Annotated in this window: 13 protein-coding genes; 5 read left to right on the top strand and 8 right to left on the bottom strand. The window is 64.4% G+C overall.

Annotated features, from left to right (window positions below):
• Nucleotides 1-31 precede the first annotated feature (31 nt).
• Together alaS and recA are read right to left on the bottom strand one after the other, a co-directional pair.
• Nucleotides 32-2692 (bottom strand): alanine--tRNA ligase, encoded by a 2661-nt coding sequence (gene alaS / locus ACT6QU_RS04635; protein ID WP_444562869.1) that lies wholly within the window; start codon nt 2690-2692, stop codon nt 32-34.
• Between the two features lie 195 nt (nt 2693-2887).
• Complete coding sequence (recA, locus tag ACT6QU_RS04630; RefSeq protein WP_024585768.1) at nt 2888-3988, bottom strand: recombinase RecA; 1101 nt, start codon at nt 3986-3988, stop codon at nt 2888-2890.
• A 207-nt stretch (nt 3989-4195) separates the two neighbouring features.
• Here recA and ACT6QU_RS04625 point away from each other — a divergent pair, with 207 nt between their 5' ends.
• Both ACT6QU_RS04625 and ACT6QU_RS04620 read left to right on the top strand, forming a co-directional pair.
• Nucleotides 4196-5137 (top strand): carbohydrate kinase family protein, encoded by a 942-nt coding sequence (locus ACT6QU_RS04625; RefSeq protein WP_444562868.1) that lies wholly within the window; start codon nt 4196-4198, stop codon nt 5135-5137.
• A 1-nt stretch (nt 5138) separates the two neighbouring features.
• The gene (locus ACT6QU_RS04620; RefSeq protein ID WP_444562867.1) at nt 5139-6050 is read left to right on the top strand and encodes a pseudouridine-5'-phosphate glycosidase; all 912 of its coding nucleotides are present in this window, start codon (nt 5139-5141) and stop codon (nt 6048-6050) included.
• 55 nt (nt 6051-6105) lie between these two features.
• Here ACT6QU_RS04620 and ACT6QU_RS04615 read toward each other — a convergent pair whose 3' ends face one another.
• Nucleotides 6106-6756 carry an OmpA family protein gene (locus ACT6QU_RS04615; RefSeq protein WP_444563011.1) on the bottom strand — a complete coding sequence of 217 codons (651 nt, stop codon included), beginning with the start codon at nt 6754-6756 and terminating at the stop codon, nt 6106-6108.
• A 175-nt stretch (nt 6757-6931) separates the two neighbouring features.
• Here ACT6QU_RS04615 and ACT6QU_RS04610 point away from each other — a divergent pair, with 175 nt between their 5' ends.
• On the top strand, nt 6932-7279 hold the full coding sequence (locus ACT6QU_RS04610; protein ID WP_444562866.1) for a hypothetical protein: 348 nt from the start codon (nt 6932-6934) through the stop codon (nt 7277-7279).
• On the opposite strand, the gene ACT6QU_RS04605 is transcribed toward ACT6QU_RS04610, so the two are convergent.
• From ACT6QU_RS04605 to ACT6QU_RS04590, 4 genes are all read right to left on the bottom strand, one after another.
• Nucleotides 7272-7871, bottom strand: a complete 600-nt coding sequence (locus tag ACT6QU_RS04605; protein WP_444562865.1) for an ABC-type transport auxiliary lipoprotein family protein — start codon at nt 7869-7871, stop codon at nt 7272-7274. The two genes, ACT6QU_RS04610 and ACT6QU_RS04605, sit on opposite strands and share 8 nt — an antisense overlap.
• A gap of 94 nt (nt 7872-7965) precedes the next feature.
• Nucleotides 7966-9564 (bottom strand): MlaD family protein, encoded by a 1599-nt coding sequence (locus ACT6QU_RS04600; protein ID WP_444562864.1) that lies wholly within the window; start codon nt 9562-9564, stop codon nt 7966-7968.
• 14 nt (nt 9565-9578) lie between these two features.
• Nucleotides 9579-10400: an ABC transporter ATP-binding protein gene (locus ACT6QU_RS04595; protein WP_444562863.1), complete on the bottom strand. Its 822-nt coding sequence runs from the start codon at nt 10398-10400 to the stop codon at nt 9579-9581.
• Between the two features lie 7 nt (nt 10401-10407).
• Nucleotides 10408-11595 carry an ABC transporter permease gene (locus ACT6QU_RS04590; RefSeq protein ID WP_444563010.1) on the bottom strand — a complete coding sequence of 396 codons (1188 nt, stop codon included), beginning with the start codon at nt 11593-11595 and terminating at the stop codon, nt 10408-10410.
• Between the two features lie 77 nt (nt 11596-11672).
• Between ACT6QU_RS04590 and dgcA the strand changes: the two genes are divergently transcribed.
• A complete protein-coding gene (gene dgcA / locus ACT6QU_RS04585; RefSeq protein ID WP_444562862.1) occupies nt 11673-12656 on the top strand; it encodes an N-acetyl-D-Glu racemase DgcA in 984 nt (327 codons plus the stop codon).
• A 1-nt stretch (nt 12657) separates the two neighbouring features.
• Here the strand turns inward: dgcA and ACT6QU_RS04580 are convergent, their stop codons facing one another.
• On the bottom strand, nt 12658-13467 hold the full coding sequence (locus ACT6QU_RS04580; protein WP_444562861.1) for a UDP-2,3-diacylglucosamine diphosphatase: 810 nt from the start codon (nt 13465-13467) through the stop codon (nt 12658-12660).
• Between the two features lie 189 nt (nt 13468-13656).
• Between ACT6QU_RS04580 and ACT6QU_RS04575 the strand changes: the two genes are divergently transcribed.
• Entirely contained in the window at nt 13657-15972 is a 2316-nt protein-coding gene (locus tag ACT6QU_RS04575) for an NADP-dependent malic enzyme (RefSeq protein ID WP_444563009.1), read from the top strand.
• The last annotated feature ends 259 nt before the right edge of the window (nt 15973-16231 follow it).

Genomic DNA, 16231 nt, shown 5'->3' with positions numbered 1-16231 from the left:
CGCGGCTTTTTTCATTGTGCGCTGGCGAAAATCAGCTGACGAGCGCTTCGCGAACCGCGGCGATGGCCGCATCCGCATTGGCTGCGTCTGGGCCGCCGGCCTGTGCCATGTCTGGCCGGCCGCCTCCACCCTTCCCGCCGATAGCGGCGGAGGCGGCACGAACGAGATCGACTGCACTGTAGCGACCGGTCAGATCGCTGGTGACGCCGACGACGATGCTCGCCTTGCCATCATCCGTGCCGACGAAGACGACGATGCCGGACCCGACTGACGACTTGCCCTCGTCTGCCAGCGGCTTCAAATCCTTGGCCGACACGCCCGAGACGACGCGGCCGAGGAAGCCGACGCCGGCCACGGTCTCGGCTTCCTGCCCGCCAGCCGGACCCGCGCCGCCGCCGAGCGCCAGTTTCTTGCGGGCGTCGGCAAGTTCGCGCTCGAGCTTCTTGCGCTCGTCGAGAACGGCTTCGAGGCGAGTGACGACATCCGCCGGCGCGACCTTCAGCGCGGAGGCTGCCGCTTTCAGGCGCTTGTCCTGTTCGTCGAGATGTTGCCGCGCGGCTTCGCCCGTCAGCGCCTCGATGCGGCGGACGCCCGATGCCACGGCGCCTTCGGCCAGAAGACGCACGATGCCGATATCGCCGGTAGCGGCGACATGCGTTCCGCCGCAAAGCTCGGTCGAATAGCTCTTGCCGGCTTTGTCGCCATGAAGCGCCGTACCCATCGACACGACGCGGACCTCGTCGCCATACTTTTCGCCGAAGAGCGCCATGGCGCCTTCTGCGATCGCGTCGTCAACGGCCATCAGCCGCGTAGATACGGGAGCATTCTGCAGTACGATCTCGTTGGCGAGTTCCTCGACCCGCGCAAGCTCTTCGGGCGCGATCGGCTTGGGATGCGAAAAATCGAAGCGCAGGCGGTCAGGCGCGACGAGCGAACCCTTCTGCGCAACGTGCGTGCCGAGCACTTCGCGCAACGCCTCGTGGACGAGATGGGTTGCTGAATGATTGCGGCGGATGCGGGCGCGGCGCGCGGCGTCGACCTTGAGCTCGACGGGAGCGCCGATTTTCACCGTACCCGACGCGACGCGTCCGAAATGGACGAACAGGCCGTCGGCCTTCTTCTGCGTGTCGGTGACGTCGATTGCGAAGCCTTCGCCGAGAATTCGGCCTGTATCGCCCACCTGGCCGCCGGATTCGCCGTAGAATGGCGTCTGGTTGAGGACGATCGCGACGTCTTCGCCATCGGAAGCACCTTCTGCCTGCGTGCCGCCCTTGACGATCGCGGCGATGACGCCTTCGGCCGCTTCGGTCTCATAGCCGAGGAATTCGCTCGCGCCGACCTTGTCGCGGATGCCGAACCAGACGGTTTCGGTCGCCGCTTCGCCGGAGCCTGTCCAATTGGCGCGCGCCTCGGCCTTCTGCCGCTCCATCGCCGCGGAAAACGCGTCGGTGTCGACGGAAATGCCGCGCTGGCGCAGCGCGTCCTGCGTCAGGTCGAGCGGGAAGCCGTAGGTGTCGTAGAGCTTGAAAGCCATCTCGCCATCGAGGCGGTCGCCCTCGCCGAGCTTTTCGGTCGCATCAGACAGGAGGCCAAGGCCGCGCGCGAGCGTCTTGCGGAAGCGCGATTCCTCGAGCTTCAGCGTCTCGGTGATGAGCGCCTGTCCGCGCACGAGTTCGGGATAGGCCTGGCCCATCTCGCGCACGAGCGCTGGCACGAGGCGCCACATCAGCGGATCGGCTGCGCCCAGAAGCTGCGCGTGCCGCATCGCGCGGCGCATGATGCGGCGCAGGACATAGCCACGGCCCTCGTTCGACGGCAGGACGCCGTCGGCGATGAGGAAGCTCGCGGCGCGCAGATGGTCGGCGATGACCCGGTGGCTCGCGCGGTTCTTGCCTTCGGCCTTGACGCCCGTCGCTTCTTCGGAAGCGCGGATCAGGGCCTTGAAGAGGTCGATGTCGTAATTGTCGTGAACGCCCTGAAGCACGGCCGCGATGCGCTCCAGCCCCATGCCGGTGTCGATCGAGGGACGCGGCAGATCGATACGCTGTTCCTTCGAAATCTGCTCGTACTGCATGAAGACGAGGTTCCAGATCTCGATGAAGCGGTCGCCATCCTCATCCGGGCTGCCGGGAGGGCCGCCAGAAATGCCTTCGCCGTGGTCGTAGAAAATCTCGGAACACGGGCCGCAGGGGCCGGTATCGCCCATGGCCCAGAAATTGTCGCTCGTCGCGATGCGGATGATGCGGTCGTCGCCAAGCCCGGCGATCTTCTTCCAGTGCGCGGCCGCTTCGTCGTCCGTGTGGTAGACGGTCACGACCAGACGCGTCGGGTCGATACCGTATTCCCTTGTGATCAGGTTCCAGGCGAGCGTGATCGCCTCTTCCTTGAAGTAGTCTCCGAACGAGAAATTGCCCAGCATCTCGAAGAAGGTGTGATGGCGCGCGGTGTACCCGACATTGTCGAGATCGTTGTGCTTGCCGCCGGCACGCACGCACTTCTGCGCCGTCGCCGCGCGCGAATAGGGGCGCGTCTCAAGCCCGGTGAAGACGTTCTTGAACTGGACCATGCCCGCATTGGTGAACATCAGCGTCGGATCGTTGCGCGGGACGAGCGGGCTCGACGCAACCGCCTCGTGACCGTTCTTCCGAAAATAGTCGAGGAAGGTCGATCGGATTTCGTTGACGCCACTCATCTGCGAACCTTTACGTGCTGACTGCCCGCGGAAACGGGGAAAGAACGCCTTTTAGCGTCAGGCAATTGGGCTGTCCAGAAATCAGCACCGAACGCCAGGCCGATTGCGCGAAGCGACGGCGGTTCCTCCAAAATACGAATGAAAAAGGCCGCCGGAACATCCGACGGCCTTCTTCGTCAACGCGACCGCCCGGATCTACATGCCGGCGGCGTCATCAAAATCCGCATCATCTTCGCCGTCGCCATCACGCTTTGCTTCAAGGAACTTTTCAGCGATCAGGCCGGCATTCTGGCGTAGCGCCAGTTCGATCTCGCGGGCAGCCTCCGGATTGTCGCGCAGGAACTGCTTGGCGTTCTCGCGACCCTGGCCAAGACGTTGCGAATTGTAGGAGAACCAGGCGCCCGACTTCTCCACCACGCCAGCCTTGACGCCAAGATCGACCAGTTCGCCGACCTTCGACACGCCCTCGCCATACAGGATGTCGAATTCGACCTGCTTGAAGGGCGGTGCAAGCTTGTTCTTGACGACCTTGACGCGGGTCTGGTTGCCGACGACCTCGTCGCGATCCTTGACCGAGCCGATGCGGCGGATGTCGAGGCGGACCGAGGCGTAGAACTTAAGCGCGTTGCCACCCGTCGTGGTTTCCGGCGACCCGAACATGACGCCGATCTTCATGCGAATCTGGTTGATGAAGATGACCATGGTGTTGGACCGCGAGATCGACGCGGTCAGCTTGCGCAGCGCCTGGCTCATCAGGCGCGCCTGCAGGCCTGGGAGCGAATCGCCCATCTCGCCTTCGATTTCGGCGCGCGGCGTCAGGGCGGCGACCGAATCGACCACCAGCACGTCGATCGCTCCGGAGCGGACCAGCGTGTCGCAGATTTCCAGCGCCTGCTCGCCCGTATCGGGCTGCGAGATCAGCAGGTTTTCAAGGTCGACGCCCAGCTTGCGTGCATAGACGGGATCGAGCGCATGCTCGGCGTCGACGAAAGCGCAGATGCCACCCTTCTTCTGCGCTTCGGCAACCGTATGCAGCGCAAGCGTCGTCTTGCCCGAGCTTTCCGGCCCGTAAATCTCGACAATTCGCCCCTTCGGCAAGCCGCCGACGCCCAATGCGATATCGAGACCGAGCGATCCGGTGGGAATGGTCGCGATTTCCACTACCTGCTCGTTCGCGCCGAGCCGCATGATCGAGCCCTTGCCGAACGCACGCTCGATCTGCGAAAGCGCAGCGTCGAGTGCCTTTGTCTTGTCCACAGATCTGTCCTCTACAAGCCGCAATGAATTCTGAGCCATGATACATACCCCGTGCTGGTCAGCGAAGATGGACAGTTCCGTGTCCCGTAGATTTTTGTACCTTTTTTGTTCCCTTTTTGCAAGTGGGGTCAAGCCACTGGAATATATGGATTTAGTCGCACAGGTTCGAAATATGTTCTCCTTCTTCCGCAAGGTCGTCGGCCGTCTCGGCCGCGCGATTCCAACGGCCGGCGCGCGGGTGGCGCCATGATCGGGCGATGTTCGATTCTTGCCGTGGGCGGCGCTCATATCGACCGGCGTGGTGTCGTCTCAGGCCCGTACCGTCCGGGTGCGTCCAATCCCGGCGCGATGCGCGAGGAGGTCGGCGGCGGCGCATTCAACGCGCTGCGCAACGCCTGTCGCGTCGGCGCGCAAGGGGCAATGCTGTCGGTTCGCGGCGGCGATGCCGCCGGGCAGATGGTCGAGCATGCGATCATCGCCGCCGGCATCAGCGACATTTCCGCGACATTTCTGGACCGCTCGACGCCGAGCTACACCGCAATCCTCGAAGAAACGGGCGAACTCGTTTGCGGCTTTGCCGACATGGCGCTTTACGAGCAGGCCTTCGACAAGCAATTGCGCAGGCATCCCTTCCGCGATGCCATCAGCGGTACGGATGGCATTTTGACCGATGCCAACCTGCCGCAGCCGGCGCTCGAGCGGCTTGCCGGGTCGATTAGGGCGCTGCCCCTTTTTGCGATCGGTGTCTCGCCGGCCAAAATTCAGCGGCTGGAACCGATCCTCAAATCGCTGTCGATGCTGTTCATGAACCGGAACGAGGCATGCGCGCTCAGCGGGCTTGGCGCCGGCGCACCCGACGAAACACTGGGCCGTGCGCTTTCCGAGAAGGGGCTTGCGCGTGCCGTCATCACCGCCGGGAGCGGCGGGCTCCTCTTGCTTGACGCAGGTCGCCTTGCGAAGCTGACGCCGCCCGAAGTGAGGAACGTGCGCGACGTCACCGGCGCCGGCGATGCGCTGGCCGGCGTGACGCTGGCGCGCATGCTACAAGGGCTGGACTTCCACCAAGCGGTGCGCCATGGCATCGCCGCCGCGTCGCTGACGATCGAGAGCGAAACCGTCGTCGCGGATTTCGACGAGGCCGAATTGCTGAAACGCCTGGCCGACGTGCCGGAAGTCATCGGAGCCTGACATGACGCCAAGCCAAGCCTATCTCGACTATTCCACGGAAGTCGCCGCCGCAAAGCATGCCGGCAAGCCGATCGTCGCGCTCGAAAGCACGATCATCACCCATGGCATGCCCTACCCGCAGAACGGCGAAATGGCTGCGCGCGTGGAGGCGATCATTCGTGAGGAAGGCGCCGTTCCGGCGACGATCGCCATCGTCGACGGGCGAATCAAGATCGGACTGACCGACGCCGAGCGCCACGCCCTCGCGCAGGCAAAGGACGTGATGAAGCTCTCGCGTGCCGACCTTGCCTTTGCCGTGGCGCAGAAGAAGACAGGGGGCACCACGGTCGCCGCGACGATGATCGCGGCTGAACTCGCCGGCATCCAGGTCTTTGCGACGGGCGGCATCGGCGGCGTCCACAAGGGCGCCGAGACGAGCTTCGACATTTCGGCCGATCTCGACGGACTGGCACGCACGCCGGTCATCGTGGTCTCGGCCGGCGCGAAGGCGATTCTCGACGTCGAAAAGACGCTCGAAGTGCTGGAGACGCGCGGAGTCCCGGTCGTCGGTTACCGCACGGACGTCATGCCGGCGTTCTGGTCGTCGCGCTCTGCGCTGCCTGCTCCATTGCGGCTCGACGAAGCGGCAGACATCGCGGGGTTCCACCTAACGCGTCAGGAACTCGGTCTTCGCGGCGGCATGCTGATCGCCAATCCGGTGCCGCAGGACCAGGAAATTCCGGCCGAGATCATGGCCGGGCATATTGCGCAGGCGCAAGCCGAGCTTGGCCCCAAGGGCATCACGGGCAAGGCGGTGACACCGTATCTGCTCGGCCGGCTGCTCGAACTCACGGATGGCGCGAGCCTCAAGACGAACATCGCGCTGGTCGAGAACAACGCCCGGCTGGCGGCGAAGATCGCCAAGGCGCTCTGAACAGAGAAAAAGCCCCGGAAATCCGGGGCTTTTTTGCTTCGGTTCATTTGCAGAATCAGGTGATCGGCGCGAGGTAGATTTCGACGCGGCGGTTCTGCTGGCGGCCTTCCGGTGTCGCGTTGGAGGTCACCGGCTGGCGGTCGCCGAAGCCGTTGACGGCGAAGCGACGGCCATCGATGCCCTGCGCGTTGAGATAGTTCGCGACCGAAAGCGCACGGCGCTCCGACAGGCCCTGATTGTAGGACGGGTTGCCGGTCGAATCGGTGTGACCATTGACGTCCACCACGGTCTGCTCGTAGCGGCGCAGGACAAGAGCGACCGAATTGAGCGTGTTGTAGAATTCGCCGCGCACCTGATCCTGATCGGTATCGAAAGTGACGTTGGACGGCATGTTGAGGATGATCTGGTCGCCTTGACGCGTGACCGATACGCCGGTGCCCTGAAGCTGCTGCCGCAACTCGTCTTCCTGCCGGTCCATATAGTTGCCGATGGCGCCGCCGCCGAGCGCGCCGACACCGGCGCCGATGAGAACGGCGTTGCGCTGAGCACGGTCGCTGCCACCGACGGCAAGGCCGGCGAGCGCGCCGAGGCCCGCGCCGATCGCAGCACCGCCGGCCGTATTCGACATGCGCTGCTCACCGGTAAACGGATCGGTCGTGCACCCGGCAGCGAAAATGAGAGCCGTCGCGGCGACGGCGAGCTTCATCGAAGTCAAGATTCCCTCCAGCATTTGTCCTGAGCGTGCGGAAACACCCCGAATCCGCTGCATATCGTCTTCTAGCATCGAATGCGGCGGATTCGCGATCCCGTCCTGCCATCAAGCTGGAATGCGATCGGATTCCGTGCATTATGCCGCCAAACTCACGAGAGCCTGCCTGCCGATGCACAAGACCGTTCCACTCGTCGCCGCCTTCACTCTTCTGGCTGCCGCCGGCTGCACGACCTTGAATGAAGGGCTCGAAGCGGAAGTGGTCAATTCGATCCGCTATGACGACACGCCTTGCCCGCAACTGATCGGCGAGCGAAACGCGCTGGCTGCACAATATGGCGTGGCGCCGACCGTTCAGCGCACGCCGGCAACAGAATCGCGGTTCATGGGCGTCGGCCCGCTGATTCCCGATCTGCGTGCCGAGGAGGTACGGCAACGCAATCTCGCCATCGGCCAGATCGATGCGATGAACCGTTCGCTGACGCGCCGCGCCTGCATCGGCGAAGCGGTGGCTACATAGCCGAAATCGCCCACGGCACAAGTTCGCTGATCGCCTGCGAGAACGCCTCGTCGAGGGCTGCGGCGTAGGCAACGTTGCCTGTTCCGGCAACGGGCGCCTGCGCGGTGAACAGCCGCGACGCGCGCACCGATCCGTTGCGATCGTTCAGCACCTTGACGAACAGCCCGACATCGGCCCGCGCTCCGCCGTCGACGCGAACGCCGAAGGAGCGGATTTCGGTCACGATCTGGTAGTCGATCGCCAGCCCCTGGCCCGGCAGCCCGACGCCGGCGAGACGTCCGGAAGCCTGAAACGACTCGGACAGGCGCACCTGCACGACGCGCGGCAGTCGGTCAGACCATTGCGCGCCGGACAGATATTCGATCGAGCCGGGCGACGTGCGGATCACGATTTCCTGGCCGTCGAGCGACTGCAATGCAGTCGGTTCGGCGATCAGGATCTGGGTCCGGCCGCGCTGCGGACCGCTGGCAGCGGTGGCCGTCGTGGTCAGTTCGAACGTGTCGAGCGGTGCCGGGCCTCCACCGAGGAGCGCACAGCCGGACAAGGAAAGGGCGAGACCGGCCAAGGCCAGAAAACGAAAACGCAATGTCACAGATCGACCCCCGAGATGATGGATTGAGCGAGGCGGATGCAACCGGCGCGCGCACACCCAGCCCTAGAATTGTCATTTGACATGATTGGTTCCCTCATCGGCGCTGGCGTCCGTCGAACTGCCGCACCTCGCCGGCACCCCCGCCCAGAATGCGCTGCGGATTTCGCTCGAGATCGGTGATCGCCCGTTCGATGCGGTTGATCGACTGGCGCGTGTCGCGGACCAGTCCGTCGACCTCGCGCAGGCCCTGCCCCGTGAAGCGGGAGAGATTACCCGAAATGACCCCCACCTGCTGGTTCAGCGTGTTGGCGACTTGACGATAGGCGGCAAGCGTCGCACTCGCATCGGCGATCAGACCTTGTGTGTTTTCAGAGCCCAGCACGTCGTCGACGCGCGCGTCGATCGTGTTCGCCATGCCGCGGAACGCATCGAGCGTCTGGCGTGCATCCGCGATGAGCCCTTCGGTCTCTTCCGAGCCGAGCAGGCTGTCGATGCGCTCGTTCAGCGTATCGGCGACCTGGCGGAAGCTGCGCAGCGTGTCGCGCGTATCGGCGATCACGCCATCGGCCTGCCCCGAGCCGAGCAGGTCGTCGACGCGCACGAGAACGGAATCGACACGAAGCGAAGCCTGGTTGAGCCGTTCGCCCAGAAGACGCGCATCGGAAATGATCGCGTCGATATCGTCGGAACGGCCGCTGACGGTCTCGGCCACGGACGAGACGTCGGCCGCGGCCTGGCGGATTGTGTCGCTGGCGGCGGAGAAATTGGTAACGACTTCACCGATCACCTGCGGATCGACCTCGCCGATGATCGCCTCGACATTGGCGACGGCGCCATCGACGCGCGCGAACGTGCCCTGCGCGCTCGCGGTCAGTTCGGCGACGGACGCAGACGCGCGATCGACATTGGCCATGATGTTGGCAAGCCCGTCGCCTGCCACGCGCAGATCACCGGTGAATTCCTCGACGTTCGAAACGACCGCGTTGATCCGGTCGGGATCGATGGCGGCGATGAAGGTTTCGGCCGCACCGAGCGTCGATTCGAGCTGGCCGGAGACCCTTGCGAGCGTTCCCGAGAGCTCGGAAACACTGGCCAGAAACGTGTCGATGCCTTCCGCATTGCGTCCGAGTGCTTCGGAGAAGCGCTGTGCGTTGCGGGCGGATTCGACCAGCGGACCGCGCACATCCGTCGCGAACCCTTCGAACTCCGTCAGGACCGAGTCGGCCCGGCGGAAGATCGACTGGGCGCTCTCCAGAAGATTGGTCACGGCCGAAGGGTTGGCCGTCAGTTCCGCGACGGTGTTGTTGGCGTCGGCCTCGTCGAGAAGGCTCGGTTCGTCGAGATTGGCGCCGCGTAATTCGATGTTTGCCTGTCCGGTCAGGCCCGCGAGGCCGACATCGACCTGCGTCGAGCGGGTGATCGGCGTCAGCCGGTCGATCTCGGCATCGGCGATCGCGGCTGCCGGGTTGCGCGGATCGATATAGACGCGGCGGATGTCGCCGACACGCACGCCGTTGAACAGGATCGCGCTGCCCCGCCCCAGACCCGAGGCCGAACCGGGAATGAGGATGCGAACATGCGCCGTCTCGCCGCGCTCGCCGACCGCAGCCGTCCAGTAGACGAAGGCGAAGGCGGACAGGATGGCGACCAGCGTGAAGATGCCGACGGTGACGTAATTGGCACGTGTTTCCATTCAAATTCTCTCGTTCAACCGCGCGCGGACATGTCGATCTGGCGCGCGCGTTTTCCGCGGAAATAGGATTGCACCCACGGCTCGTCGTAGTTCATCAATTCTTCGACGGTCCCGTCGACCATCACCTGCTTGTTGCCAAGAATGGCGATGCGGTCGCAGACCGAAAACAGGCTGTCGAGGTCGTGCGTGACCATGTAGACCGTCAGCCCCATCGTGTTGCGCAGCTTGTCGACCAGTTCGTCGAAATCGGCCGCGCCGATCGGATCTAGGCCGGAGGTCGGCTCGTCGAGGAAGACGATGTCGGGATCGAGCGCGAGCGCCCGCGCCAATGCGGCACGCTTGATCATGCCGCCTGACAGCTCGGAGGGAAACTTGTCGGCGGCGTCGGGCTTCAGGCCGACCAGTTCGAGCTTCAGCATCGCCAGCTCGTCCATCAGGCGCTTGGGCAGGTCGAGATATTCACGCATCGGGACCTGGATGTTCTCCTTCACCGTCAGCGCCGAGAAAAGCGCGCCATGCTGGAAAAGGACGCCGAGGCGCATGTCGATGGCGACGCGCTGCTGGTCCGTCACCTTGTCGATGTCGACGCCGAAAAGTTCGATCGTGCCGGCCTGCTTGCGATTGAGGCCGAGGACCGTGCGCAGGAGAACCGACTTGCCGGCGCCCGATGGCCCGATGAAGCCCAGGATTTCGCCGCGATAGACGTCGAGAGACAGGTTTTCCAGAACGGTGGTCCGGCCGAACGAAACCGTCACGTCGCGCGCGCTCAGCACCACGTCCCGCCCGGGGGCGGGATGGAGGTGGACCGGAGCGGTCTGGATCGTCGCTTCGCTCATTGCGGCCTCAGAAATTGATCGCGGCGTAGAAGATGGCGAACAGGCCATCCAGCACGATGACGACGAAGATCGACTTCACGACCGAGGTCGTGACCTGCCGTCCCAACGATTCGGCGCTTCCGCCGACCTTCATCCCCTCGACGGACCCGATGATGCCGATGATCAGCGCCATGAACGGCGCCTTGATCAGGCCGGCCATGATGGTGCCGATGTCGATCGACGCGCGCATGCGGTCGAGAAACGCATCCGGCGTGATGCCCGAATAGACCCAGGTGACCGTCATCGCGCCGCCGATGGCCGCGAAATTGGCGAGTACCGTCAGGCAGGGCAGCGCGATCACCAGCGCGACCAGTCGCGGAAAGACGAGGACGCCGACCGGATTGAGGCCGATGACCGTCAGCGCATCGACCTCCTCGCGCATCTTCATCGAGCCGATTTCGGCCGTGATGGCGCTGCCAGAGCGACCGGCGACCATGATCGCGGTCAACAGCACGCCCATCTCGCGCAAAACGAGAATGCCCACGAGATCGACGACGAAGATTTCGGCGCCGAAATAGCGAAGCTGGAAGGCGCCCTGCTGGGCGACGATGGCGCCGACGATGAAGGACATCAGGACGACGACGGGGATGGCGCCCACGCCCATCCGGTCGATCTGGTTGAAGATCGCGGCGAGGTTTACCGAATGGCCGCGTCCGAGCTTCAACTGACCGCCGCGGATGGTTGCGCCCAGAATGTGCATCGATGCGAGGAAATCCCCGCGAAGGCTGTACATCGCCTTTCCCAGCCCCTCGATGGGGCGCAGGAAGATCGAGGTACGGTCGTCGGTCCGGGGCTCGACCGGCTTGCGCAACGCCTCGCCGACCGCATCGAACAGGATGCCGAGCGATTCGGTCTGGCCGGACATGGCGACCTCGGCCCCGCGGCTGCGATGGGCATGCGCGAGGCGCTCGATCAGCCAGGCGCCGGCGGTGTCCATGCGGCCGACGCGCGAAACGTCGATCGAAAGACGCTGCGCCGAACGCCGGTCTTCCAGTTCGCGCATCTGCTCGTCGACGGCGGCTACGGTCTGCGTGTCCCAGTCGCCGGAGAGCATCGCGACAAGCCGGCCGCCCTCGTCCCGCCACTCGACGGAGGGGCGCGTCAGATTGCTTTCGGCTGAAGCCTGACTTGCTTCCGATCCACGTTTCCTGAACATGGCGGAAGTCTTACTCACGATTTTCTCGGCTGTCACTTTGTCAACCGGGACGCGATTTCAGCACTGGAGAATTCCTCATGCGGCGTGACATTTCTGCCGAGATAGAACGGTTCCCGATCGCCGGGAGTTTCAGGATTTCAAGGGGTTCGAAGACCGAGGCGGAAGTCGTCACCTGCACGATCACCGAAGGACAAAACACCGGGCGCGGCGAATGCGTTCCCTATTCACGATATGGTGAAAGTCTCGATCAGGTTCGTGGCGCGATCGAATCGGTCATGCCGGCGATACGCGAGGGGGCGGACCGGACCGCCGTGATCGGTCTCTTGCCGGCCGGCGCAGCGCGCAACGCGGTCGACTGCGCTCTCTGGGATCTCGAATCGAAGATCGGCGGCCGACGCGCGCATTCGGACGTCTGCGCCATGCCGCCCCGTCCCCTGACCACCGCCTTGACGATCTCGCTGGGAACACCGGACGAAATGGCGGCGCAGGCGCGCTCCAATGCGTTCCGCCCCTTGCTCAAGGTCAAGGTCGGGACCGAGGACGACCGAGCGCGCATCCATGCGGTTGCGAGTTCCGCCCCGAACAGCCGCATCATCCTCGACGCCAATGAAGGCTGGACGCCGGAAAACATCCGCGAGCACATGCTCGTGGCGGCGGAGTTCAAGGTCTCGCTCATCGAGCAGCCGCTGCCGCAGGGCAAGGACGAGATCTTGCGCTCGATCCCTCACCCGGTCCCGATCTGCGCCGATGAGAGCGTCCACGGACCGGATGATCTGGAACAGCTTCTCGGGCTTTACGATGCCGTAAACATCAAGCTCGACAAGACCGGCGGGCTTACGTCTGCGATCATCCTGCGCGACCGCGCGCGTTCGCTCGGCTTCGGCGTCATGGTGGGCTGCATGGTGGGAACGTCGCTGGCGATGGCGCCTGCGGTCCTGCTGGCGCAGGATGCCGATTACGTCGACCTCGACGGACCGCTTCTGCTTGCCAAAGACCGTGCGCCGGCCCTTGCTTATACGGGCTCGCTTGTCTCGCCTCCCGATCCGGCGCTCTGGGGCTAGGTCACGCGGCCTTCGCCACAGCCGCGCCGACATCGACAGCGACGAGGACCGGCGCTGCGATCTCGCCTGCCCTTGCCCAGTGGATGATCTCAAACGTGCCGTCGAAATGCTCGGCGACGGCCGTGCAGCTTTCGACCCAGTCGCCGGTGTTTATGTAACGAACGCCGCCAACCTCCTCGATCACCGCATGGTGGATGTGGCCGCAGATCACGCCGTCCACGCCCGAACGCCGCGCCTCCTCGGCGAGCACTTCCTGAAACGCGCTGATGAAGTTCACCGCCTTCTTGACCCTCAGCTTCGCCCAGGACGAGAAGGACCAGTAGGGCAGGTTCGCCAGGCGGCGCAGCCGGGCGATGACGCGGCCGACGACGATGGCAGCGTCGTAGGCCTTGTCGCCGAGCGTGGCGAGCCAGCGATAGTTGTGGACGACGGCATCGAACTGGTCACCGTGGATGACCAGATAACGCCGCCCGTCCGCCGCCTCGTGGATCGCGCGGTCGGCAACGACGATGCCGCCGAAATGCGTTCCCTGGAAATTGCGCAGGAACTCGTCGTGATTGCCGGCGATGTATGTGATGCGGCAGCCCTTTCGCGCCTGGCGAAGAAACTTCTGGACGACGTCGTTATGCGCCTGCGGCCAATGCCAGGAGCGCTTCAGCCGCCAACCGTCGACGATGTCGCCCACGAGGTAGATTCGGCCCGCCTCGTGATGGCGCAGAAAGTCGATCAGATAGTCGGCCTTGGCGGGCTTCGACCCCAGATGCAAGTCGGAGATGAAGAGCGTGCGAAAGCGGCGCGGAGTGGCGGTCATGCATTGCCCTCGTCATTGCGTCGTCCGCTCTATGGCGTGAGTCAGATCACAGCCATATGACGGTTGTCTTTCGAGGGTGGCTGGCGATAGGTTGGCGCCGATTTCGGCATGGCGGCGGCGAACGATTTGCGACGACCGCGCGGGCTATCGAAAAACGAAAAGAAGACGAGCAAGGATGGGCGAGCCATGATGGATGTCGAGACGACGAAAGCACCGCCGGCGGACCTCGACGAGGCGGCGCTTTTCTACCATCGCTACCCGGCGCCCGGTAAGCTGGAAATCCAAGCGACGAAGCCGCTCGGCAACCAGCGCGACCTCGCGCTCGCCTATTCGCCCGGCGTCGCCGCGCCCTGCCTTGCCATCCACGAAAACCCGGCGCTCGCCGCCGACTACACTGCCCGCTCGAACCTCGTCGCCGTCATCTCCAACGGGTCGGCGGTGCTCGGGCTCGGCAATATCGGACCGCTGGCCTCCAAGCCGGTGATGGAGGGCAAGGCCGTGCTCTTCAAGAAGTTCGCCGGAATCGACGTCTTCGACATCGAGATTGACGCCCCCGAGATCGCGCGCATGGTGGAGACCGTCTCGGCGCTCGAGCCGACTTTCGGCGGCATCAATCTCGAGGACATCAAGGCGCCCGAATGCTTCGAGGTCGAGGAGCAGTTGAAGGCGCGGATGAAGATCCCTGTCTTCCATGACGACCAGCACGGCACGGCTATCATCGTCGCCGCCGCCGTCCTCAACGCGCTCGAATTGGCTGGCAAGGCGATCGGCGAGGTCAAGATCGTCACCTCCGGCGCCGGCGCGGCGGCGCTCGCCTGCCTCAATCTGCTCGTCGAGCTCGGCGCCAGCCGCGACAACATCTGGATCACCGACCGGCACGGCGTCGCCTACAAGGGCCGCGTCGAGGAGATGGACCGTTGGAAGGAGCCTTATCTCAAGGACACCAACGCGCGCTCGCTCGCCGACGTCATCGGCGGTGCGGACGTCTTCCTCGGCCTTTCGGCCGCCGGTGTCCTCAAACCCGAACTCCTGGCGGATATGGCCGAGCGGCCGCTGATCCTGGCGCTTGCCAATCCGACGCCGGAGATCATGCCGGAACTCGCCCGGGCGGCGCGTCCCGATGCGATGATCTGTACCGGCCGTTCGGACTTCCCGAACCAGGTCAACAACGTCCTCTGCTTCCCCTACATCTTCCGCGGCGCGCTCGATGTCGGCGCGACGGCGATCAACGAGCCGATGAAAATGGCCGCCGTGCGCGCTATCGCTGCGCTCGCCCGCGAGGAACCGTCCGATGTCGCCGCCCGGGCCTATTCGGGCGAGACGCCGATCTTTGGCCCCGACTTTCTCATCCCCTCGCCCTTCGATCCGCGCCTCATCCTGCGCATCGCGCCGGCCGTCGCCCGCGCAGCGATGGAAACCGGCGTCGCGACGCGTCCGATCGAGGACATGGGCGTCTATGTCGATCGGCTGACACGTTTCGTCTTCCGTTCCGGCCTGGTGATGAAGCCGGTCTTCGCCGCGGCTCGGAACGCGACGACGAACCGCGTCATCTATTCGGATGGCGAAGACGAGCGCGTCCTGCGCGCCGCGCAGGTCGTGCTGGAGGAAAAGATCGCCCGGCCGATCCTGATCGGCCGTCCAGCCGTCATCGAGACGCGGCTGGTGCGCTACGGCCTCAAGATCAGGCCCCAGACGGACTTCGAGATCATCAATCCGGAAGACGATCCGCGCTACCGCGACTATGTCGATCTTCTGATCCGGCTTGGCGGCCGCCGCGGCGTCACCACCGAAGCCGCGCGGACGATGGTACGCACCAACAACACGGTCATCGCTGCGCTTGCCATGATGCGCGGCGAGGCCGACGCGATGATCTGCGGGCTCGAGGGTCGTTTCGAGCGCCATCTTCGCAACGTCGAACTGATCATCGGCAGACGGCCGGAGGTCGCAGACCTTTCGGCGCTGTCGATGCTGATTTCGCAGCGCGGCGTGACCTTCTTCACCGACACCTATGTGACCGTCGACCCCTGCGCCGACGACATCGCCGAGATGACGATCCTCGCCGCAACGGAGATTCGTCGCTTCGGCATCGAGCCCAAGGCTGCGCTTCTTTCCCATTCCAATTTCGGCTCGCGCGATTCGGCAAGCGCTCTCAAGATGCGCCAGGCCGCGGAAATCCTTCACCGGCTTGCGCCCGACCTCATCGCCGATGGCGAAATGCATGGCGATTCCGCACTGTCCGAACCGTTGCGCAACCGCGTCTTTCCGCATTCGCGCCTGACCGGAGAGGCCAATCTTCTCGTTTTCCCGAATCTCGATGCGGCGAACATCGCGCTCAACACGATCAAGGCGATGACCGATTCGCTTCATGTCGGTCCGATCCTGCTCGGAACGTCGCGACCGGCTCATATCCTGACGCCGTCGGTCACCTCGCGCGGCGTCGTCAACATGACGGCGCTGGCGGTCGTCGAGGCGAGCCAGACGGCCAGCGCGGCAACGGCGGATTAACCGTGGCACGCTATCCGTCGGGCATGATCCATGCGGTGAAATTGCGATTCCCTATTTCGGCGGCCTGCCTTGCAATGACGTTCGCCGCGCAGCCGGCATTCGCCTGCCAACGGGTTTCGCCGTCATTTCACGACGCGAGTTGCAAGGGCCAGCCGTCGCGAATGCGTGCGATGATCTCGAACGGCAGCCTCGTCGTGATCGGCGCGTCCATGGCCGATGCCTACAAGCGGCCTACCGTCGCCGCCGCGCCGGTCATCGA

Origin of the sequence: Aliihoeflea sp. (assembly GCF_052435475.1) — a bacterium.
Classification (GTDB): Bacteria; Pseudomonadota; Alphaproteobacteria; order Rhizobiales; family Rhizobiaceae; genus Aliihoeflea.
The sequence above is the reverse complement of the archived record's forward strand: the minus strand, read 5'-3'. Positions and strand labels throughout refer to the sequence as shown.